This window comes from Reyranella soli (genome assembly GCF_007992495.1).
Lineage (GTDB): Bacteria > Pseudomonadota > Alphaproteobacteria > Reyranellales > Reyranellaceae > Reyranella > Reyranella soli.
The window spans coordinates 20,707-41,331 of the sequence record NZ_BKAJ01000136.1; the positions used below are offsets into that span (position 1 = coordinate 20,707).

At 64.0% G+C, this 20,625-nt stretch carries 17 protein-coding genes and 1 pseudogene; 9 read left to right on the forward strand and 9 right to left on the reverse strand.

Features of this window, described 5'->3' with window-relative positions; genetic code table 11:
* Positions 1-25: 25 nt before the first annotated feature.
* Positions 26-810 (reverse strand): annotated as a pseudogene (locus tag RSO01_RS33975) (IS256 family transposase); the annotation flags it as partial.
* Between the two features lie 136 nt (positions 811-946).
* Between RSO01_RS33975 and RSO01_RS33980 the strand changes: the two are divergent.
* Together RSO01_RS33980 and RSO01_RS33985 are read left to right on the forward strand one after the other, a co-directional pair.
* Positions 947-2,281, forward strand: coding sequence for a phospholipase D family protein (locus tag RSO01_RS33980; RefSeq protein ID WP_147155033.1), 1,335 nt, complete (start codon positions 947-949; stop codon positions 2,279-2,281).
* 171 nt (positions 2,282-2,452) lie between these two features.
* Positions 2,453-3,088, forward strand: a complete 636-nt coding sequence (locus tag RSO01_RS33985; protein ID WP_170303559.1) for a hypothetical protein — start codon at positions 2,453-2,455, stop codon at positions 3,086-3,088.
* Positions 3,089-3,829: 741 nt separating this feature from the next.
* On the opposite strand, the gene RSO01_RS47755 is transcribed toward RSO01_RS33985, so the two are convergent.
* The gene (locus RSO01_RS47755) at positions 3,830-3,967 is read right to left on the reverse strand and encodes a hypothetical protein (RefSeq protein ID WP_170303560.1); all 138 of its coding nucleotides are present in this window, start codon (positions 3,965-3,967) and stop codon (positions 3,830-3,832) included.
* On the opposite strand from RSO01_RS47755, the gene RSO01_RS33990 reads away from it, so the two are divergent.
* The 4 genes from RSO01_RS33990 (at position 3,966) to RSO01_RS34005 (ending at position 6,716) form a co-directional block, all read left to right on the forward strand.
* Positions 3,966-4,436, forward strand: a complete 471-nt coding sequence (locus tag RSO01_RS33990; protein ID WP_147155035.1) for a substrate-binding domain-containing protein — start codon at positions 3,966-3,968, stop codon at positions 4,434-4,436. The two genes, RSO01_RS47755 and RSO01_RS33990, sit on opposite strands and share 2 nt — an antisense overlap.
* Positions 4,437-4,463: 27 nt before the next feature.
* On the forward strand, positions 4,464-5,192 hold the full coding sequence (locus tag RSO01_RS33995) for an ABC transporter ATP-binding protein (RefSeq protein WP_281291566.1): 729 nt from the start codon (positions 4,464-4,466) through the stop codon (positions 5,190-5,192).
* A gap of 2 nt (positions 5,193-5,194) precedes the next feature.
* Complete coding sequence (locus RSO01_RS34000; protein WP_246159005.1) at positions 5,195-5,947, forward strand: ABC transporter permease; 753 nt, start codon at positions 5,195-5,197, stop codon at positions 5,945-5,947.
* Between the two features lie 457 nt (positions 5,948-6,404).
* Positions 6,405-6,716 (forward strand): hypothetical protein, encoded by a 312-nt coding sequence (locus RSO01_RS34005; RefSeq protein WP_147155037.1) that lies wholly within the window; start codon positions 6,405-6,407, stop codon positions 6,714-6,716.
* A gap of 58 nt (positions 6,717-6,774) precedes the next feature.
* Here the strand turns inward: RSO01_RS34005 and RSO01_RS34010 are convergent, their stop codons facing one another.
* The 6 genes from RSO01_RS34010 to RSO01_RS34035 form a co-directional block, all read right to left on the reverse strand.
* Positions 6,775-7,842: a DUF4424 family protein gene (locus RSO01_RS34010; RefSeq protein WP_170303561.1), complete on the reverse strand. Its 1,068-nt coding sequence runs from the start codon at positions 7,840-7,842 to the stop codon at positions 6,775-6,777.
* A 16-nt stretch (positions 7,843-7,858) separates the two neighbouring features.
* The gene (locus tag RSO01_RS34015) at positions 7,859-8,830 is read right to left on the reverse strand and encodes a Bug family tripartite tricarboxylate transporter substrate binding protein (RefSeq protein WP_147155039.1); all 972 of its coding nucleotides are present in this window, start codon (positions 8,828-8,830) and stop codon (positions 7,859-7,861) included.
* Positions 8,831-8,856: 26 nt separating this feature from the next.
* Positions 8,857-10,926: a mechanosensitive ion channel family protein gene (locus RSO01_RS34020; RefSeq protein WP_170303562.1), complete on the reverse strand. Its 2,070-nt coding sequence runs from the start codon at positions 10,924-10,926 to the stop codon at positions 8,857-8,859.
* 304 nt (positions 10,927-11,230) lie between these two features.
* Positions 11,231-12,904, reverse strand: a complete 1,674-nt coding sequence (locus RSO01_RS34025; RefSeq protein ID WP_147155041.1) for a hypothetical protein — start codon at positions 12,902-12,904, stop codon at positions 11,231-11,233.
* 366 nt (positions 12,905-13,270) lie between these two features.
* Positions 13,271-14,215, reverse strand: a complete 945-nt coding sequence (locus RSO01_RS34030) for a hypothetical protein (protein ID WP_147155042.1) — start codon at positions 14,213-14,215, stop codon at positions 13,271-13,273.
* A gap of 7 nt (positions 14,216-14,222) precedes the next feature.
* On the reverse strand, positions 14,223-15,680 hold the full coding sequence (locus RSO01_RS34035; RefSeq protein WP_147155043.1) for an MBOAT family O-acyltransferase: 1,458 nt from the start codon (positions 15,678-15,680) through the stop codon (positions 14,223-14,225).
* 237 nt (positions 15,681-15,917) lie between these two features.
* On the opposite strand from RSO01_RS34035, the gene RSO01_RS34040 reads away from it, so the two are divergent.
* Positions 15,918-16,922 carry an aldo/keto reductase gene (locus RSO01_RS34040; protein ID WP_147155044.1) on the forward strand — a complete coding sequence of 335 codons (1,005 nt, stop codon included), beginning with the start codon at positions 15,918-15,920 and terminating at the stop codon, positions 16,920-16,922.
* Between the two features lie 27 nt (positions 16,923-16,949).
* On the opposite strand, the gene RSO01_RS34045 is transcribed toward RSO01_RS34040, so the two are convergent.
* Positions 16,950-17,921 carry a hypothetical protein gene (locus RSO01_RS34045; protein WP_147155045.1) on the reverse strand — a complete coding sequence of 324 codons (972 nt, stop codon included), beginning with the start codon at positions 17,919-17,921 and terminating at the stop codon, positions 16,950-16,952.
* A gap of 162 nt (positions 17,922-18,083) precedes the next feature.
* On the opposite strand from RSO01_RS34045, the gene RSO01_RS34050 reads away from it, so the two are divergent.
* Entirely contained in the window at positions 18,084-18,689 is a 606-nt protein-coding gene (locus RSO01_RS34050; protein WP_147155046.1) for a glutathione S-transferase family protein, read from the forward strand.
* Between the two features lie 11 nt (positions 18,690-18,700).
* On the forward strand, positions 18,701-20,575 hold the full coding sequence (locus tag RSO01_RS34055) for an adenylate/guanylate cyclase domain-containing protein (protein WP_147155047.1): 1,875 nt from the start codon (positions 18,701-18,703) through the stop codon (positions 20,573-20,575).
* Positions 20,576-20,625: the final 50 nt, after the last annotated feature.

Here is a 20,625-nt window from a genome sequence, read left to right on the forward strand (position 1 = left end):
CGTCAGTGTGTTCCTGTACGAAGGGGCTGCGGCCGGCGTGAGCCAGGACGTTGCGCATGAAGTGGACGCGGCAGCGCTGCCAGGTCGCGGTGAGGATCTTGGAGACCGCCGCCTTGATGCCTTCGTGGGCGTCGGAGATCACCAGCTTAACGCCACGCAGGCCACGCCGGGTGAGCTTGCGCAGGAACGCCGTCCAGAAGGTCTCGGCCTCGGAGGGGCCGATATCCATGCCGAGCACCTCGCGGCGGCCGTCGCTATTGGCCCCGACGGCGACGATGACGGCGACCGACACGATACGGCCGGCCTGGCGAACCTTCAGGTAGGTCGCGTCGATCCAAAGGTACGGCCAGTCGCCCTCGATCGGCCGATCAAGGAAGGCCTTCACCCGTTGGTCGATGTCTTCACAGAGCCGGCTGACCTGGCTCTTGGAGATGCCGGTCATGCCCATCGCCTTGACCAGATCGTCGACCGAGCGAGTCGAGATGCCCTGAATGTAGGCCTCCTGGATCACCGCGGTGAGCGCCTTCTCGGCCATCCGCCTGGGCTCGAGAAAGCCCGGGAAATAGCTGCCACGACGCAGCTTGGGAATGCGCAGCTCAACCGTGCCGGCCCGCGTCCCCCAGTCACGGTCGCGGTAGCCGTTGCGTTGCACCACACGGGTCGGGCTTTTCTCGCCATGAGCGGCGCCCGTCAGGGCGCCGACCTCCAACTCCATCAGCCGCTCGGCAGCAAACGCGATCATCTCGCGCAACAGGTCGGCGTCGGGGGCTTCTCCACGAGCGAAGGCAGGTTCATCATCTCATCGGTCATCGGTGGTGTCCTAGGTTCAGAGTTGGTCTTCGCAACCCGACCCTAGACCCGGTATCGCCGGTGACCGCCGCAAGGCCGCTCCCCCAGGCAATTTTTCGATAGTTCGGTCCGATTTCCGGAGGCGACAGGAGGAATGGTGTCCATTTTTCTGCGCCGCAATCAAATGCGCTCGCGACCCGATACGGTGGTTTCGCCGACGCGGATTCTCTCTAAGATTGCTGCCGGGGATATCCATTCCGAGGCGGGGGAGATGCAGGTCCAGTTTCTCAAGACTTCCGGAATCAGCGCGCAGTTGCTTCGCTTGATGGAAAATTATGCCGAATTTTACTGGGCCGTGGCGTGGGGCTCCGATGGAGAAATGGCAGACCGGCTACTGGCACATCGCGAGAAAATTTGCCAGATCGTTGTAGGAACGCACTTCTGCCAGACCGACCCGAATCTGTTGGAGCGACTTCAGGGGTGTAGGGGCGCGCGCGTCGTCCCTCAGTCAGGTCCCGGCACCTTTCATCCAAAAGTCTTCGGGTTTGCCTCCGGAAATGCCCGAGCTGCGATCATAGGAAGCGCCAACTTCACGAATGCCGGCTTCGGTGACAATGTCGAGGCTGCCCTTTGCATAGAGGGAAACACCGGCGATCCACCTCTTGATCACGCGATGTCGTTCGTCGATAGCCTGTGGCGGAAGTGGCAAACAAAAGGTGAAATCACCGATGAGTTCTTGGAGGCGTACCGGCGACAGTACGAATCGACCGCGCTGCTTCGGGTAACGCTTCAAAAGCCCCCTCTTGTGCCTCAAAGACGGAATGCGGCACCTGAGCATGACCTGCTCAATATGGATTGGTCCGGCTATCAGACAGCGATTCAGGGAGCGCCGAATGCAAGGACCATACCGACCCGCCTAGGCATCCTCAGGCAGACGCGCACTCTGCTGGACGGCAAGGCTTTTAGTGAACTCGATACGATAGAACGCCGCGCTATCGCGGGAATGGTTGACGAAGAACAGGCAGGGGTGGTGCCGAGTCTCGCTCGGCTCGACTGGAAACTGTTCGGTTCGATGCTGGGAGCAGGAGAACTTCAAAAGCGAATCAACGCAAACAACCCACATATCAGCACCGCGTTGGAGCACATTCCTCCCCAAGGCGAAGTGACAAAGGACCAGTTCGATCTCTATTGCGAGGAGTTCCAGCGAGCATTTCAAGATGCGGAGCGACAGCCACGTGTGGCGTCAATAACACGCCTCCCAGCACTCAAGCGCCCAGACTACTTCGTCTGCGTGAACGACGAAAATCGTAAGGGCTTCGGACACGACATCGGATTCCCGCCGTCGACTTTGCGTATCGACCGGTATTGGAACGAAGTGGTGGAACCCCTCATTCAGACGAGTTGGTGGCGTATGGCTCGACCGCCGGGGCCGTCAGGTCGGTTGTGGGACGGACGCGTCGCGATGCTAGATGTGCTCTACTACGCCGACTAAGGGCAGCGATTACGCATGGTCGCCCTAAGCACCCCGAAGGACTTTCGTGCGGTTGCTCGACTGCCCTTTTGTTACCTATGCGGAAAGGCGTTCGTCTCCGGAGACGAAACCAACCGGGACCACGTCCCACCGGAGTCCGCTTTCGCCATTCAACACAGGCAACCTCTGCTCTTGCGCACCCATCTTGCTTGCAACAAGGCGCATGAATTGGTGGATGAGAAGATGGGGCAGCTTCTCGGACTTCGAATCGGCAGAAGTCCACGAGACCCAAGACACCGACGCCTTCGTTTTCAAACCTTCGAGCTTCCAGAAAGGTTGGGAGTACGATTCGGCGCGGTCACAAACATTGATGTGAAAGGCGCTGTGTGGCGGTGGATCAGGGGATTCCATGCTGCGCTATACAAGGAGCATCTGGACGACAGGGCTCTTCATGCGATTGAGGTTCCATTTGCTGACGGCGAGATTGTTGATGGGAACGTTCGGCTATCCGCGATTCGTGAGCAGCGCCCGTACTTCGTTGAGGTAATCAAGATGAATAGGGACGCGCAACGTCTAGATCGGATCAACAGTAATGCCGGTGCCGTCACCTACGAATGCGTCTGGGGTCAGATGGATGATCATGCACCATGGCTTTGCGTGTTTGCACTCGACATCTACGACTGGCGCGACCTAGGCGAGGAGCGTCTCGGCCATCGCGGCTGTGTTGGTTGTTATCAAACGAACCACGTGCCCAGTGGCGCAACCGTCGAGACGAGGACCCCCAATGCGGTTCCAAACGCCGACCAGTTGGACCCGTTCGGCAGTTAGCATTGGAGGGCCAGCATTGATTCACCTCAGGTTGTTCGATGCCTCTCCTCAAGCTTGACGCGGAACAAACCCAACACTTTGTGCGTGCACCAGAGTCTCTGATGGATGTGCATGTGGTGCATTTGGCCCAACAGGGAGTTATCGCGTACGTTCTTGGCTGCCTTGTTCTGCTCATACCAGATGCTGAGTCGAACGAGCAGATGTCGATCTTGCTCCGAGAAGGATGGTTTTGGCCAAGAAGATCGCGCGCCGCAAGTGAACGATCCTTCTCGAACTGGATTGAAACGCTGCGAGAAGCCCCGAGGGACCTCAGTATGGCATTTATCCTGAGTTCCCCGCCGGCACCGCCAGCCGCCCCGCCGTCTCCGCCACCCGGTGGCGCTTACGGCCATCTGCCCTTCTCTGGTACCTGTGAATCGCATGATGTGTTCTATCGCTGTGAGACATGGCCCACGAGCCGGCGCATCGACCTCAGCACAGCGACTGTCGCGGCGGGAACGTTTGCGTTTCCCGCGTCCGAATTGCCGTTCGTGCCCACTGGCTTTGCGGCCGTGGGCAGGTACGCTCTGCCAAACTTGGCACTGGCCTGTTGGCGGTACGAATTGCAGCCTCCGAGTGGAACACTGCTTCGATGTGGAGCGTCCGTGCCGTTGTATGGTCAGTCGGGAGGAGGGGTCGAGGTCTCCTTCCCCACTGCATTCAAGAACCGAGGCGCGATTGCCAATCCGGTCCTACTTCCCGTCATGTAGGATTCGCAGTCGCCATCGCGGCTTTCACTCGTTGAACTGTGCCCACGCCGACACCGATGGTCTTGGCGATCTTTTTGATCCCTTTTCTACCGGCAATTAGCGCAGCCCGTATCTCGTCTTCGACATCCATGGCGATCCGTGGTCAGGTCGATGTCGGCCTGGTGCAGGAGCCGGCGCTCACTCTGGTGAAGCGCGCCGGCGGGCGCGTGCTGATGAACGCGATGGATCTCGAGGAGGCCAAAAGCCATCTCGGCGGGTCGTTCGAGTTCATGGGCGTCGCGGTGCGGGCCAAGGAGATCGAGCAGCGCAAGCCGGAGATGGTCGCCTTGACCAAGGCGCTGGCCGATGCGCTGAAGGCGCTGCGCGAGATGAGCGGCGACCAGCTGAGTGCGGCCTTCCCCAAGGAGATGACGACCGGGCTCGACCTCAAGGAATTCGGCGAGATCATCCTGGCGCACCGCGAATCGCTCTATCCTCAATCGGTGACCATCGATCTCGACTCCGCCAAGCGCGTCCAGCAGAGCCTCATTGTCGGCGGCCTGATCAAGCCCGACGCCAATATCTCGGGGCTGCACGACACCTCGATCGCCGGGGGTTGAGCGCTGCTGCACGTCCGTGATCTGACAATCTCCTACGGCGACGAACCGGTCCTCGAAGGGGCGAGCCTTTCCGTCGGCGAGGGCAGCTTCGTCAGCCTGGTCGGCCCGTCGGGCTCGGGCAAGTCGAGCCTGCTGCGCGCCGTGATCGGCCTGCAGCAGCCATTGTCGGGCACGGTCGAGACGACGCTCGGCCAGGCCGAGATCGGCCTCTTATTCCAGGACGATGCGCTGCTGCCGTGGAAGACGGCGCGCGACAACGTGGTGCTCGGCTTGACCCTGAACGGCATGGAGCGCGGCAAGGCGCTGGTCGAGGCCGATACCTGGCTCGACCGGCTTGGCCTCGCCGGCTTCGGGGATCGCTTCCCGCGCCATCTGAGCGGCGGCCAGCGCAAGCGTGTTGCCCTGGCCCAGGTGCTGGCGCGCCGGCCGAAGCTGATCCTGATGGACGAGCCGTTCGCTTCCCTCGACGCGATCGTGCGCTCCCGCGTGATCAGGGACGTCGTGGCGCTAGTCGAGCAGGGCGGCATCAGCGTGCTGCTCGTCACCCATGACCTGGAAGAGGCGCTCACCCTCTCCGACGACGTCTATCTGCTGTCGCAGGGACCGCGCGCGCGCATCACCCAGCACTACCACGTGCCGATCCCCCGGCCGCGCGATCCCGTGCATTCGCGCACCCATCCGGCTTTTGCGCCACTCCACGAACAGCTGTGGGCGGACCTGTCGCGCGCGGTCGATCATCGCGCGGAGGCGGCGTGAAGATGCTGGATCCGCGCTATGCCTGGCTGCGCCGGCTGATCGCGCTGGGACTGGTGCTCGCGCTGTGGGAGGGGGCGGGCCGCGCCGGCTGGCTCAATCCGCTGTTCGCGCCGAGTCCAAGCAAGGTCTGGGTCGCGCTCGTCGACCTGTTCGCCGATGGGCGCATCTGGCCGCACCTCGAGGCGACCTTCTCGGCGGCGCTGGGTGGCCTGGCGCTCGGCATCGTGGTCGGCGTCCTGCTGGGCGTTGCCGCCGCCCTGATCCCCCTCGTTGCCGAGCTGCTGGAGCCGGTGATGAGCGTGCTCAACGCCATCCCGCGCGTGATCCTGGCGCCGCTGTTCGTGATCTGGCTGGGCATCGGCATCGCCTCCAAGATCGCGCTCAGCTTCATCCTGGTGGCGGTGCTGATCTTCTTCACCGTGTTCGCCGGCATTCGCCAGGTCGACCGCAAGCTGGTCGAGCGCGTCGTCACGCTGGGCGGCGGGCGCCTCGCGCTGGTGCGCCATGTCTACCTGCCGTCGGTCGCGGCCTGGGTGCTGGGCAACCTGAAGGTCGCCGTCGGCTTTGCCTTCACCGGCGCCTGCGTCGGCGAATTCGTGGCGGCCACGCACGGGCTGGGATACCTGCTGTCGTTCGCCCAGAGCACCTACAACGCGGCGCTGATGTTCGCCCTGATCCTGCTGATCCTCGTGGTGGTGATGCTGATCTTCGCCATCGCCGGCCGGCTGGAACGGCGCCTGCTGCGCTGGAACTGAAGCCGCCTGTTTCCCGAACGACCTCAACGGCTCCAGCGAACACCGTCATGACTGATATGCATGCGCCCATCACTCGTCATGAACAATCAGCGCTGCATCAGATCAGAATCGAAGCGTTGGGATGAAACATGTTCGCCCTTTGGAATCACTCGCGCTGATGCAGATGAACAGAAGTTCGTGATGGCGAACACGAACGCATCCACATTGTCCTGATTCTATTTGCTCATCTGCGCGTCGCGCATCGTGCTCGTCGAAACATCTTCGTCACCACTGCTCTTCATCGAGTGCGCAGCATTCATAGAGTGTGCGGAGTTGCATTTCCGCTGATGCATCGTCGCGTTCTCGCGAGTCATCCGTTTCTGCAATAGCAGCTGTAAGCGGCGCACAATGCAGCGTAAGGCACGAGTCAGTATCGGCGCGCTTCATGGCATTCCTAGTAACTAGTAGGGGGACTTCCATGACGCGTATGTTTTTCGTTTCTGCGTTTCTCGTTGCCTCGGCCATCAGCCTCGGCGTGAGCAACGCTCAAAGCCCACCCGCTGCCAAGTGTGGGCCGGTTGCCTACGACCAAGCCTCGCAGACCTATGTCGGCATCCCCTGCAACAGCGCCGCCACGCCGGAAGCGCCGGCCGGCAAGACGGCGTCGTCGGGCACGGCGACCACCCAGAAGTGCGGCCCCGTGACCTACGACCAGGCCACGCAGACCTATGTCAGCCTTCCTTGCGTCGCCGGCACGACCGAGGAAAATCCGGCTGGGCGTTCGCAGTAGCGTCGGCTCCGATAGCGGCCGGCGCGACCCCGTGAGGGCGTGTCGACCGCCGTCGGAATCACTCTCGAACGAGCAGGATCCGCAGGTCCGAGGTCGGCACGAAATTCCGGACCTCGCCTTCCGTGAGTAGCGGCGCCGTCTGCGTGAGAGGCGCTGGCGAACAGAAGTACATGGCGACGGTCGGCCCGCCGCTGGTCCAGTGGCTGGCGGGAATGGGATCGCCCTTCACCGTGAGATGGAACGTGCCGATCGGGCCGCGCCAGTTCCTGGCTGTCTGCAGCACATAGAGCGTGTAACCGAGCAGGTCGGAAAACTCGGGTTCGCCCTTCGCGAGCCTCTGCGCGCGCGCTCGTTCGCCAAGGCTGCGCAACGTTTGCCGGCCAGCGGCATCGATGCAGAAGACACTCGCCGCATTTTCGTCCGGACCCGCGAATAGGGAACCATCCCGCTGGCTGAATCCCACATATCCGAATCCCAGGATGGGCCGGTAGCTGTGCTCGACGATCGTCACGCCCGGCGCGAAGGTCTGCATCCAGTGGAAGGTGATCCGGGTCGTCCACGGCAGCCGATAGGCGCGATCAGGAAGCTCCTCGATGGCGCCGAGCGCGCGGAGCCGCCGCCGCGTCTCGGCATCGAGCTGAGGATCGTCGGGCAACGCGTAGAGACCCGACCGCAGGACCAGCGCCAGGCCGCCGATCTCCTGTAAGCCAGCAGCGATGTCGCGGCCATCCGGCAAGATCGCACGGATCTCGACCTCGGGCGTGAGTTCGCGCCCATCCGCCCAGACGTGGAAGCCGATGAAGTTGGGCGATCGCACCTCGCGGTCGGGGAGCATGATGGGGCGAGGGTTGGTTGCCGTGTGGAAGCCGTCGGGGGTCCAGGCCGGGATCTCCGGCATCGGAAAGGCAACGCGCAAGGTGACGGGCTTGCCGCTGTCGTTGCGCATCTCGTAGCGGACCCTGACTTCGGCCGGCGACAGGGTGAGATCCTCGCGCTGCATGGCGATGTTGTCGTTCTTCACCAGCACGATGCCGCCCGCGGCCAGCTCCGAGGCCGAATCGTTGGCCGTCGCCTGGCCTGACAACGCCGCGCCCACGATCAGTCCGGCAAGCAGGTATCGGCGCATCGACATCGCGGTCCTTTCACTGCAGCTCGATGCGCGACTGCACGATGATGTCGCGCCACATCGGCACCTCGCGCGCGACCCGCTCGGCGAGGCCCTGCGGCCCACGCGCCCGCACGTCGAAGCCGACGCCGCGTAGCTTCTCGAGGGTGGACGCATCCGCCAGCACATTCAGCGTGTCGCGCGCCACGCGCTGCACGATCGCGTCGGGCGTGCCCACCGGCGCGTACATGCCCTGGAAGGTCTCCGAGATGAAGCCGGGATAGCCCTGCTCCTCCATCGTCGGCACGTCGGGCAGGTCGAACCAGCGCTTGTCGGCGGTGATGGCGAGCGCGCGCAGGGCGCCGGACTTGATGTGCGCATGCGCCGGCGGCAGGGCGGTGATGCCGATCGTCGTGGTCTTGGCGAGCAGCGCCTGGATGGCCGGTCCCGCGCCGTTGTAGGGGATGTTCTCGACCGGGATGCCGCCCTTGAGCTGCAGCAGCTCCGCCGTCAGGTGCGGCGTCGAGCCCTGGCCCGGATTGATGACGTCGAGCTTCTCTTTGTCCGCCTTGGCCTTGTCGACCAGTTGCCTGATCGAGGTGATGGGCGAGGAGGGATGGACCAGGATGACGTTGGGTGATGAGCCGAGCTCGGTGATCGGCAGGAAGTCCTTGAACGGATCGTAGCCGGGGTCGCGGAACAGGCTCGGATTGACGACGAAGCCGGTCGAGGCGATCAGCAGCGTGTAGCCGTCGGCCGGCGACTTCGCGACCTGCACCACGCCGATATTGCCGCCCGCACCCGCGCGATTGACGATCACCGCGGGCTGGCCGAACTTCACGGCGAGCCCTGTCGAGATCATGCGCGCCATCACGTCGGTCGGCCCGCCCGGCGCTGCCGGAACGATGAACCGCACCGGCCGATTGGGATACGGCCCTTCGGTCTGGGCGTGCGCGCCGGTTCCCACCGTTGCCAGCATCGCCGCGAAAGCCGCTCGTCGGGTCAGCATCGATCGCCCCTCCCGGGATGGGCAGGTTACGCCGCAGCTGCGAATGAGATCCCGAGCTCCGGGAACATCCGCAGCATGCGGCTCACCGCCTCGTTCTGCACCGTCGCGGAATGGCCTGGATGCGTCACGAACTTGAAGCGGATCGCCAGGGCATTGTCGCTGACGTCGGCGATGCCGTCTATCTTGAGCGGTTCGAGAAGCGCCTGATTGAGCTCCGGGACCGCCATGATGTCGTCGCTGACCTTCGTGGTCGCCTCGCGCAGCCTGTCGAGGTCGGTGTCGCGGGCGAAGCGCAGGGTAAAGTCGGCGGCGGCCCAGTCGCGGCTGAGGTTGGTGACGCGGCCGAGATCTCCGAAGGGGACGGTGTGGAGCTGGCCGTTCTGGCTGCGCAAGCGGACCGAACGCAGGGTGAAGCCTTCGACCTTACCTTTGGCCTTTTCGCAATCGATGTTCTCGCCGACGCGGAAGGCATCGTCGGTCAAATAGAAGACGCCTGAGACGATGTCGCGCACCAGGGTCTGGCTGCCGAACGACAGAGCCAGCCCCAGCACCGAGGCGCCGGCCAACAACGGCGTGACGTTCACGCCGATGTTCTCAAGTGCGATCAGCACAGCCACCACCGTCAGCACGATCGCGACCGTGACCCGCAACAAGGGAATCAGCGTATGCAGGCGGGTAGCATTGGAAGCGCGGTCACCCGCCGTATGCCGCAGCAGGTGCGACTCGGTAAAATACTTGAAGACCTCCCACAGCACATAGGCGGTGAACAGCGTGATGCCGGCGGTGCGCGACTCGCCGGTCACCCTGTCCCAGGCGTCGCTGTCGACCAGACCGAGAACGTTCACCACCCAGCTTTCGCCGATCAGGACGATCACGCCGATCAGCACGGCGACACGGATGCACCGCGCGACGACATCGGCCAGCGTCGGCGCGGTGCGGGCCGGCGTGAAGCCGGGCAACTGCGAATCCAGCCGTCGGACCAAGGCCTGCAGGAGGGTTTCGAACAACAGCACGCCGACAAGCAGATTGAGCGTGAGCAACAGCGCGGTCGGCACGTTGAGGTGGTCGGTGATGACACCATAGAGCTGGGTCGCGACGAGAGCGATCAGCAGGGGTATGGCAATACCCAGCCAGTGACGGCCGATGAATCCGGCGTAACGCGCGGTGCGCCCCAGACCGCCCAGCCATTGTTGAACGTCCGGCTTCACCATGACCATCAGCCAGATGGGCAACAACAGGACAATCGGGCTGGTGATCAGCCGTGCCGCGGCGATGGCGTCGGCTGACGGGGCGAACGCCGCGACCTGGCCGGACAGAAAGCGCAGGAAGATGAAGAAGAGCATCATGCCGACGAGGTATCGGTGGAGATGACGCGCAGCGTGATCGTCCAGTTCGCAAAGCCGGGCGGCGCCGACGTCGGGGCGAAAGACCAGTCGCAGGACGAAGGAATTGACGCGCCATATCAGCAGCATCGTCATTGCCGCATGGGCAAATGGCAGCTGTAGCCCGGTTCCCGGGAACAGCGCACCCAACGCGAACTCGCTCGCGAGCCAGAGACCGATGACGGGAAGCCCGTCCAACAGCGCGAGCAAGCCGAGATAGGCCAGCGAGCGCATGCCTTTCTCTGGCGTAGCTTTCGGCGCGAGGCGAATTTTCAGGGGAGCAATGGCCGCACGCAGCGCCATTTCGACCGCTACGACGGCGATCATCGCCGCCACCAGAACCATGAGGAAGCCCCAGGTGCCTCGCCCGCCCGTCGAACTCTCATCCAGCGCCTGCGACAGGTCCCTTGCGGCCCCCCTTGCCTGCGGTATGGCGGCGACGACCTGCCTCAGCCGGTCGCGGAAGGTGTTGAGCACGCTTGGGCGATGCGCGTCCTTCGGATCGGCAGGACTTGCGGCCTCGGGCTTGGCAGTTGCTGTCGCGCCCTGCGCCCTGAGTTCGTCGGCCACGGCCTTCTTGACGGCGTCGACCAGGGCGTCGAACTGCTCCTGAGGCAGAGGTTGCGGGCGCGTCGGTGGCGTTTGCGCAAAAGCACCGCCGATCAGCCCCAGTACCAGGACGACAACCACGACCGTTGAACGTAACGCAGCCACCCTGATCTCCCCCAACGCCGCCTGGGACGGGCCTCGTCCATCCCAGGAATTGTTTTTTTGCTTCTTCGGCCGATCATGGTCCATTCCGATCGGGATGGGAAACTGAGGGAGCGCCTACGACCGCCAGCACGCAATCGAAGGTTCGTACACGGGGCAGCAGCGACCCTTCCGTCTTGCCGATCGGGCTCGCGGCATTTCGCTCTCCGACGCCTACGGCAAGAGCAACGACAAGGAGAGGCCTCTTGCTGAACCAAGTGGCCCCCCCGTGAGAACCGGACTGTGTCGCGTCGAAGCTGGTCCCTCGTCACAATATCGTGGTGAGGGTGAATGAATCCCAGCTGCTCCAGTCGATGCCGTCGAAGGCGCGCACGTACATGGTCTCGGCGCCGGCCGCCGCGCCGCCGCGCACCCACACGTTGCCGAGGTCGGCAGGGTTGACGGTGATGGCCCCGCCTGCAGCTTCCTGGCCATGGGCGGCCGTCCAGAAATAGCCGCTGTTCGCGTTGCCGCCGCCGTCCCAGAACTGATACTGGGTCGCGGGATTGGCATCTGCGTCTGAATAGGAGATCCAGCTCGATGCCTGCGCCCATTCGTTGGTGTGCAGGATGTGATCGTTGATGGTGGCCATCGGCGCATTGTTGGGAAGCGTCGTGAAGGAGAACGAATCCCAGCTGCTCCAATCGCTGCCGTCGAAGGCGCGCACCCACATGGTCTCCGAGCCGGCCGCCTGGCCGCCGCGCACATATGTGTTGTTGAGATCGGCAGCGTTGACGGTGACGACCGTGTTCGCATCCCAGTGGCTGTTGTCCGGCGTCCAGAAATAGCCGCTGGTCGCGCCGGTGCCGCTGTCAAAGAACTGGTACTGGGTCGCGGGATTGGCGTCTGCGTCCGAGTAGGAGATCCAGCTCGACACCTGTGACCATTCGTTGATGTGCAGGCTGTGATCGTTGATGGTGGCTACCGGTGCAGTGTTGGGAATCGTGGTGAGGGTGAACGTATCCCAGTTGCCCCAGTCGCTGCCGTCGAAGGCACGCACCCAGAGGGTCTCCGAACCGGTCGCCGCGCCGCCGCGCACCCACGTATTGGCGAGATCGGCAGCGTCGACGGTGATGACCGTGTTGGCATTTTCTTGGCCATGGGCCTGCGTCCAGTAGTAGCCGCTGGTCGCGCCGGTACCGCCATCAAAGAACTGATACTGGGTCGCGGGATTACCGTCCGCGTCCGAGTAGGAGATCCAGCTCGACACCTGTGACCATTCGTTGGCGTGCAGGTTGTGGTCGTTGATGGTGGCTACCGGTGGAGTGTTGGGAATCGTGTTGAGGGTGAACGTATCCCAGTTGCCCCAGTCGTAGCCATCGAAGGCACGCACCCACATGGTCTCCGCGCCGGTCGCCGAGCCGCCGCGCACCCACGTATTGGCGAGATCGGCAGCGTCGACGGTGATGACCGTGTTCGCATCCCAGTGGCTGTTGCTCGACGTATAGAAATAGCCGCTGGTCGCGCCGGTGCCGCTGTCCCAGAACTGATACTGGGTCGCGGGATTGGCGTCTGCGTCCGAGTAGGAGATCCAACTCGACACATGTGACCATTCGTTGGCGTGCAGGTTGTGGTCGTTGATGGTGGCGACGGGCTTGGTGTTCGCAAGCGTCGTGAGGGTGAACGTATCCCAGTTGCTCCAATCGGTGCCGTCGAAGGCGCGCACCCAGAGGGTCTCCGCACCGGCCGTATGGCCGCCGCGCACCCATGTGTTGGCGAGATCGGCGGCAGAGACGGTGATGAGCGTATTCGCACTTTCAGCGCCGCCGCCTGGCGTCCAGTAGTAGGCGCTGGTCGCGCCGGTGCCGCTGTCCCAGAGCTGATACTGGGTAGCGGGATTGCCGTCCGCATCCGAATAGGAGAACCAGCCCGCCACCTGCGACCATTCATCGAGATGTAGGCTGTGATCGTTGGCATTGACCACTGGCTTCGTGTTGGCCACCGGACCCTCCGCAACTTGAGAATGAACTACCGACGGCGGCAGCTGGTCGCTACGTCAGCAACCGCGAGAACGTTAGCGCCTGGTCGTATCTCCGCCGTATCGCAGACCGTGAGAGTTGTGTCGTCTGTGTTGCGCCTGGGTCTGTGCACAGCTGATGAAGTCGTCGAGCGCCCACTCGAGGCTACTTGCTGTTGACAAGAAACTCTGTGGCTTTCCGCACCTCCGGACTGCTCGTATTCCCGAACAAACAATCCGTGGATCCAAAATCGGTGCGAATTCCCGGCTTCGCCGCTGCCACACGATGTCGGAAGTGTGACGGTGCACTTGGTCGGATTTCGCCGCGCCGTCAAAAGGAGAGTGGAGTTCTCACCAAGCGCCGCAGCGCGGACCGAGCGCATCGAGTTCCCTCAGGAAGGCACCCGACCAGGCAACCGAGCTGGCGGCCGTCAGGTGACTGCCGTCCCAGGTCCGCAGGCCCTCTACCTTCGGCAGGATGACGTGCGCGTCGACATACTGTGCGAGCTTTTGCGCATAGACCTCCTGCGGCCCCGGCGAAGGAACCTGCGTGAGGATCACGCATCGTGCCGAGGTGCTGGCAATCAGCTCCTTGGCCCAGGGCAGAACGTGATCGGCCCAAGCCTGGATCTCCTCATCCGAGGCAAGCCGCGTCGCCTCGACTGGGTCGCCATCGAGTTTGACCGGATCGAAGTTCCGCCAGTCCCATTGGCCGGTGCCCTTTGACCGCAGCAACGATGGCGAGCCGCCGCATGTTGCGCACAGCCAGGCGTAGACCGATGGTGCCAACCCCTTGAAGAACGCACCGATTGGGCCGCTGATCGGGTGATCGACTGTGTATCGCGCAGGCTCACTGGTCCAGTCAATCCAGTAGCTGACGTTGAGCACGAGTATCTTGGGCCCGGCACGATGACGCCTCATCACCGCAGCCGGAAATCGCCAGCCTTCGACGTATCCGAACCCCGCCATAAAGAAGCGCGCGCTCCGCTGTTCGAAGAAGGGCGCGACATTCGATCGAGAGAATGCCGCCTGGATCTGGGAGTTGCCGATGAACAGCACGTCGGACTCGCGCAGCCTCTGACTCGTATCGAACGATCCATCGTAGAAGACCTGATGCTCAAAGTCGCCGTAGTGGAGATCGCCGCAGAAGGCGACATAGTTGGTCCGGGCGTCGTAGCCGTTGAGACTGCAGAACGAGACATTGTGGATCGCCTGCACCATGGCAAATGAAGGCCAAGCCGCCGCGAATGCGATGAAGAGAACCGCGAGATACCGCTGATGGGAATGCGTCTTCATCGGCCGATCAGAACTGGAAATACAGAAACGCCAGCGGCGCACGATTCGGCAGCATCGTCATCGCCACCGCGCATGCCATCGCGACGGCCCACGCGGCGGACGGTCGCCAGCCTGCCCATGCCGGCCGCAGCGGTGGAATGTCGCCGAGCGCGGGTGTCACCGACCGGAAAATCTGCATGCTGTTCGGAAGTAGCCATACGGCCGCGACAGCAACACTGATTTGCACCCATTCGGTCCATCCGAGCATGACCGTAGCGGGCGCAGTGGTCGATCCAATGGCGAGCATCGACTTCATCATGAGCAGTGCCGACGACACCGATTCCGCCCTGAACATCACCCAACCAAAGACGACAGCGACGAAGGTTACCAGGACTGATGCCGCGGAGCGAACGGGCGATGGTCTCGTCGGCGCGGGCACGATCGACCGAAAGGCGTGATTCAGCATCAACAAGGTGCCGTGATAGGCACCCCATATGACGAAGGTCCAACCTGCACCGTGCCACAAGCCACCAAGTGTCATCGTGATCCAAAGGTTCAGCCAGCGGCGGCCGGCCCCTTTTCGATTGCCGCCGAGCGGGATGTACAGATAGTCGCGTAGAAAGCGCGACAGCGTGATGTGCCAGCGCCGCCAGAAGTCGATGATGCTGGCGGCTTTGTACGGCGACATGAAGTTGACCGGGAGGCGGATCCCAAACATCAGGCCGAGGCCGCATGCCATGTCCGAGTAACCGGAGAAATCGAAGTAGATCTGGCACGTATATGCCAGCGCACTGGCCCAGCCGGCTTCGAAAGTGAGATGGCCGCCGGCAGCGGTCGCTCGAAAGCCGGCGTTGGCGATACCCGCTACTCCGTCCGCGACGATCACTTTTTTGAAGAGGCCAACGGCGAACAGCGACATGCCCGCGGCCACGTTCGAGGCCTGCACTCCAAGCCGCTCGCGCAACTGCGGCAGGATCTCGCCATGATGCGCGATGGGACCGGCGATGAGTTGGGGGAAGAAGCTGACGAACAGCGCGAAGCGGAGCGGTTCCTGGTACCTCACCTTGCCTTGATAGACGTCGACAATGTAGGCGATCTTCTGAAAGGTGATGAAGGAGACGCCGAGCGGAAGAGCGATGCTGGGCACGTCGAGTTCGAGTCCAAGTGCCCAGGAAGCATTGACCATCAGGAAGGCGGTGTACTTGAAATAGGCCAGGACACCCAGGTTGCCGACGATGGCCGCGGCCGCCATCAGCCAGCGGCGGCGACCGCCGAGCCGACCGATCGCAACGCCGGCCAGGTAGTTGAGGCCGATCGACGGCACCAGAAGCCAGAGATAGGAGACTTCCCAGAACGCATAGAAGTAGAGCGATGCCGCGGTAACCCACACGATCGCGGCGGTCTGGTTGATTGCCGACAGCAGCCAGAAGCCAAGGAAGGTCAGCGGCAGGAATGCAAAGACGAACTCGGGGGAGGTGAAAAGCATGCGCGGCGTTCGTCTTTTGAGATGTGCTTGTAGGTGGGTCTAGCTCAGGTCCAGAATGAAGAGAAGGCCACTATCCGAAGAGGCAACGATCCTGGAAGCGGCGGCAAGGTCGAAGCTCACTGCCAGGACCAAGAAGTGCTTCGCCCTCAACGTCCTCTCCGTTATCAGGATTGATTTCTTGCCCCTTAAGTCGATCATGGCCCATTACAATCCGAATAGGAAACCGAGGGAACGCCCATGACCACCAGCACGCAATCGAAGCCTCGCACGCTGGGTAGCAGCGACCTGTCCGTCCTGCCGATCGGGCTGGGCTGCATGTCGCTCTCCGGCGCCTACGGCAAGAGCAACGACGATGAGGCGATCCGCGTCATCCACCACGCCATCGACCGCGGGGTGAATTTCCTCGACAGCTCCGACATGTACGGCTGGGGCCACAACGAGACCCTGATCGGCAAGGCGCTGGCCGGCGGCCGGCGCGGCAAGGTCGTGCTCGCCACCAAGTTCGGCCAGACGCAGCAGCCGGGCGGCGCCAACGGCGTCGACGGCAGCCCGGCCTATGTGAAGGCCGCCTGCGACGCCAGCCTCAAGCGGCTCGGCGTCGACGTCATCGACCTCTACTACCAGCACCGCGTCGATCCCTCGGTGCCGATCGAGGACACGGTCGGCGCGATGGGCGAGCTGGTGAAGGCGGGCAAGGTGCGCGCGCTCGGCTTGAGCGAGGCCAAGCCCGAGACCATCCGGCGGGCGCACAAGGTCCATCCCCTGGCCGCGGTGCAGAGCGAATATTCGCTGCTCTATCGTGAGCACGCCGAGGAGACGCTGAAGACGACCCGCGAACTCGGCATCTCCTACGTTGCCTACTCGCCGCTCGGCCGCAGCCTGCTGACCGGCACGGTGCGGCAGGCCTCCGACATTCCCGAGGGCGATGGCCGTGGCCGCCATCCGCGCTTTGCCGCCGACAACCTCAGCAGCAACCTCGCCAAGACCGCTGCCATCGAGGCCGTCGCGCGCGAGAAAGGCTGCAAGCCAGGACAGGTCGCGCTCGCCTGGTTGCTGGCGCAGGGCGCCGACATCGTGCCCATCCCGGGCACCAAGCGGGCTGAGCGGATCGACGAGAACGTCGCCGCGCTCGGCGTGGCACTTTCGGCCGACGAGGTGGCCAAGCTGTCATCGGCGCTGCCGCCGGGAGCCGCTGCCGGCACGCGTTATCCGGAAGGCGGCATGAAGGGTGTCTACCTCTAGAGCGCTGGCCTCGTTCGGTGGCCGTCGCTACGGCTTGAAAGCGATCGACCGTGCGATGGCCTCGATCGCGGCCTGCGTTTCATCGACGCGGTCGGCCGGAACGAACGCAATCATCCGGATGAAGCGCTGCTGCGGCCCGACGGCGGCAAACTGACTGAAGTGCCGGCCGTCCTGCGTCTTGCCTGACAGCACGACGCCATCGTGTCCGGCAAAGCGGACGGTCTTCTCGGTCTCGATGGTGGCGCCCTTCAATCCTTCCGTCTGGACGACCAGGGCACGCGCCGTCTGGGCAAGGTCGGCAGACATGGCTTTGCCGGAAAGATCGGCCGCAACGACCACCATGGGCTGCTTGCCCTCGGGATCGACGTCCTTGTCGCCGGCCATGAGCATGACCGCCGATCCGCCGATCGTGTCCACGATCCGGAAGGGAGGCGTTGCCTCGATCTTGAACGGAAGCTTGGAAACCTTCTCCGGCAGCGAAGGCGCGGAACCCAGCGTCGCGCTCTCCACCGCCTTCTGTGCGGCGGCCTCCGTCAAGGCCGACGCTTCCGTCGCCTGGAAGGTGATCATCACCGTCTTCTCGCCCTTGAGCAGGGCGAGCCATTTGTTGAGATGCAGCGTGCCGACCGTCTGAGTTCCGCTCAGAAACAAGACAGGGCCCGATGGCGCATCGATGCGCTTCAGCGCCGTGACAGAGATGCCCTTGGTTGCGAACGACGTCCGGGCCATCTCGAGATCGCCGAACAGCGCCGAAAGTTGCGGATAGGCTTCCGCCGGCAACTCCACGACCAGGATGCTCGCCGCACCGTTCCCATCCTTGAAGCCGGCGAATTCGGTGGCGAGGGCGAAGCCTGCCGGCGGCGTCATCGACACCGTCGTGCCTGGCACCTGCTGGACGGCAGGCGCCTGGGCGCGGGCCGGTGCCAAGCCGAGAACACCGATCAGAAGCAGAAGGACGCCGCCGAACTGCTTGAACGTCAGGGCACGATTCTTGGACATGTGATGAAAAGATCCCATGATCAAAATGCGGGGCCTCAACTCTGGCTTATTGATGGCGCCGCCGCGCTACAGCGATGTGACCGCCGCCTTTTGCCGCTGACGGCCTGACAGGCCGGGGCTCCGGGTGTATTGAGGCGCCAAATCCCGAAGGAACCTGCTGCCATGTCGGAAGAGATCGTCTTCTATCACAATCCGCAATCGCGCGCGCAGATGGCCCACTGGATGCTCGAGGAAGCCGGCGCACCCTACAAGACCGTGCTGATCGATTTCGCCAAGGGTGAGAACAGGACGCCCGCGTTCCTGGCGATCAATCCCATGGGCAAGCTGCCGACCATCGTGCATCGCGGCACGGTGGTGACCGAGACCGCGGCGATCATCGCCTACATTGCCGACGCCTTCCCGGCCGCAGGCCTCGCCCCGCCGCCGGGCGATCCGCTGCGCGGCGCCTACTATCGCTGGCTGTTCTTTGGCGCCGGCTGCATGGAGCCCGCGCTGCTCGACAAGATGATGAACCGCCCGCCGGTGGAGCGGAAGGCCGCGGTCGGTTGGGGCAGCTATGAGGAAGTCATGGCAACGCTGAAGACGGCGCTCGCCAACGGCCCCTACCTGCTCGGCGACAAGTTCAGCGCCGCTGACGTCTATGTCGGCTCGGAAATCCGCTTTGCCATGATGTTCGGCGCGCCCGCATTGAAGGGCGAGACTGTGTTCGACGACTACGTCGCGCGTCTCTCCGCCCGTCCTGCCGCACAGCGCGCGGCCGGAGGCTGACGGCAGCGTCGATGCCGGACTCGACGACCAACCGCCGGCTCGCGACCATCTTGGTCGCCGACGTCGACGGCTACAGCCGCCTGATGCGCGCCGACGAGGAAGGCACGCTGGTCGACCTGCGCGCGCATCTCGCCGAGCTGGTGGCGCCGGTCGTCGAGCGCTTCCATGGCCGCATCGTCAAGACGGTGGGCGACGGCGTGCTGGTTGAATTCGGCAGCGCCATCGAGGCCGTGCGCTCCGCAGTCGAGCTGCAGCGCGGCATGGTCGAGCGCAACCAGGGCACGCCGCCGGAGCGCCGTCAGGCCTTCCGCATGGGACTGCATCTCGGCGACATCATCGTCTCCGACGACGACGTGTTCGGCGACACGGTCAATGTGGCGTCGCGGCTCGAAGGCCTGGCCGAGCCCGGCTCGATCGTGCTGTCGGCCAGCGTCTACGAGCAGGTGCGCGACAAGCTCGCCCTGCCGTTCCGCGCCCAGGGATCGCGCACGCTGAAGAACATCGACCGGCCGATCCAGGTCTATTCCCTGGATGCCGCGGCCCTGTCGCGGGATGGCGCCACGCCGCCGAGGACAAGGGTGCCGGTGCGCCGCCTGACGATCGCCGGTGCCGCTGTCGCCCTGGCGCTGGCCATCGGCGGTGGGCTCGCCTGGGTCGTCGATCGCGGATTGTTGGACAATGCCGTGGCCATCACGCGGCCGCCGGCCGAGGCGGGGCTCTCCGTCGCCGTCCTGATGTTCACCAACCAGAGCGGCGATGCCGCCCAGGACTATTTCTCCGACGGCCTCACCGAGGACATCACTCGCGCCCTCGGCCGCTTCAAGGAGCTGACGGTGATCTCCTACAACGCCGTCCTGCCGTTCCGGAACAAGGAGCTGCCGCTCGCCGAGATCGGCCGGGCGCTTAACGCGCGCTATCTGGTGAGCGGCAGCGTGCGCCGCATGGGCCAGCGCGTGCGGGTCACGGTCCAGCTCAGCGATGCGATGAACAGCACGCAGCTCTGGTCGGAGCAGTACGACGACGAACTGAGCGACATCTTCGCCGTTCAGGAGCGCATCGCCCACCGCGTCGCCGGCACGCTGGCCTCGAGCCTGCAGCAGATCGCGCTGCAGCGGGCGCTGCGCAAGCCGACCGATAATCTCGACGCCTACGACATGCTGCTGCGCGCCCGCGCGCTCGGCGCCGATCCGACGCGCTCGGCCAATCGCATGGCGCGCGAGATGCTGGAGCGGGTGACCCAGATGGCGCCGGGCTATGCCGACGCCTATGCCGAGCTGGCCGACATCTATTTCCAGCGTGCGGCCTTCGGCTGGTCGGAGTTCGCCCAGCAGGACGTCGAGACCGCCATCCGGCTCTCCCAGAAGGCGCTCGAGATCGATCCGGACAGCGTGCTCGCCCACAGCGTTCTGGCGCGCGCCTATACCTCGGTCCTGAAGTACGACCTGGGCCTGGCCGAATCGGAGCGCGCGCTGCAGCTCAATCCCAGCGACGCCGAGGTCATGCTGGCGCGTGCCGCCGTGCTGCTGTGGACGGGCCGCATCGACGAATCGATCGCCACCGCCGAGGCCGCCATGCGCCTCAATGTCAGCATCGGGCCGGAAGCCACGCTCAATCTCGGCCTCGCCTATCTGCTGGCCCGTCGCTACACCGACGCCGTGCGCCTGCTCGAGGCGCAGCGCACGCGCTATCCCGCCTATCCGCTGCTCGATCTTCCGTTGGCCGCGGCCTATGCCGAGCTCGGCCGCACCACCGACGCCCAGCAGGCGGTCGAGCAGGCCAGGCTCAAGAACCCACACTTCGACCTGGCAAGCTTCGGCTCGCGCTTCCAGGACCCGGCCCTGCAGCGCCGCGTCGAAGAAAGCCTGCGCAAGGCGGGCGTGAATTAGGCTGGGGGCGCGCCACTCCAGTGGCGCGTCTTCTCATGCTCTTCCGGACC

Excerpts from the sequence above, each read along its gene's own strand:
- RSO01_RS34000 (WP_246159005.1), top strand. The coding sequence starts at position 5,195 with ATGCTGGATCCGCGCTATGCCTGGCTGCGCCGGCTGATCGCGCTGGGA.
- RSO01_RS34010 (WP_170303561.1), bottom strand. The coding sequence starts at position 7,842 with ATGCGCCGATACCTGCTTGCCGGACTGATCGTGGGCGCGGCGTTGTCA.
- RSO01_RS47755 (WP_170303560.1), bottom strand. The coding sequence starts at position 3,967 with ATGGATGTCGAAGACGAGATACGGGCTGCGCTAATTGCCGGTAGAAAA.
- RSO01_RS34055 (WP_147155047.1), top strand. The coding sequence starts at position 18,701 with ATGCCGGACTCGACGACCAACCGCCGGCTCGCGACCATCTTGGTCGCC.
- RSO01_RS34045 (WP_147155045.1), bottom strand. The coding sequence starts at position 17,921 with ATGTCCAAGAATCGTGCCCTGACGTTCAAGCAGTTCGGCGGCGTCCTT.
- RSO01_RS34035 (WP_147155043.1), bottom strand. The coding sequence starts at position 15,680 with ATGCTTTTCACCTCCCCCGAGTTCGTCTTTGCATTCCTGCCGCTGACC.
- RSO01_RS34005 (WP_147155037.1), top strand. The coding sequence starts at position 6,405 with ATGACGCGTATGTTTTTCGTTTCTGCGTTTCTCGTTGCCTCGGCCATC.
- RSO01_RS34040 (WP_147155044.1), top strand. The coding sequence starts at position 15,918 with ATGACCACCAGCACGCAATCGAAGCCTCGCACGCTGGGTAGCAGCGAC.
- RSO01_RS33990 (WP_147155035.1), top strand. The coding sequence starts at position 3,966 with ATGGCGATCCGTGGTCAGGTCGATGTCGGCCTGGTGCAGGAGCCGGCG.
- RSO01_RS34050 (WP_147155046.1), top strand. The coding sequence starts at position 18,084 with ATGTCGGAAGAGATCGTCTTCTATCACAATCCGCAATCGCGCGCGCAG.
- RSO01_RS34030 (WP_147155042.1), bottom strand. The coding sequence starts at position 14,215 with ATGAAGACGCATTCCCATCAGCGGTATCTCGCGGTTCTCTTCATCGCA.
- RSO01_RS34015 (WP_147155039.1), bottom strand. The coding sequence starts at position 8,830 with ATGCTGACCCGACGAGCGGCTTTCGCGGCGATGCTGGCAACGGTGGGA.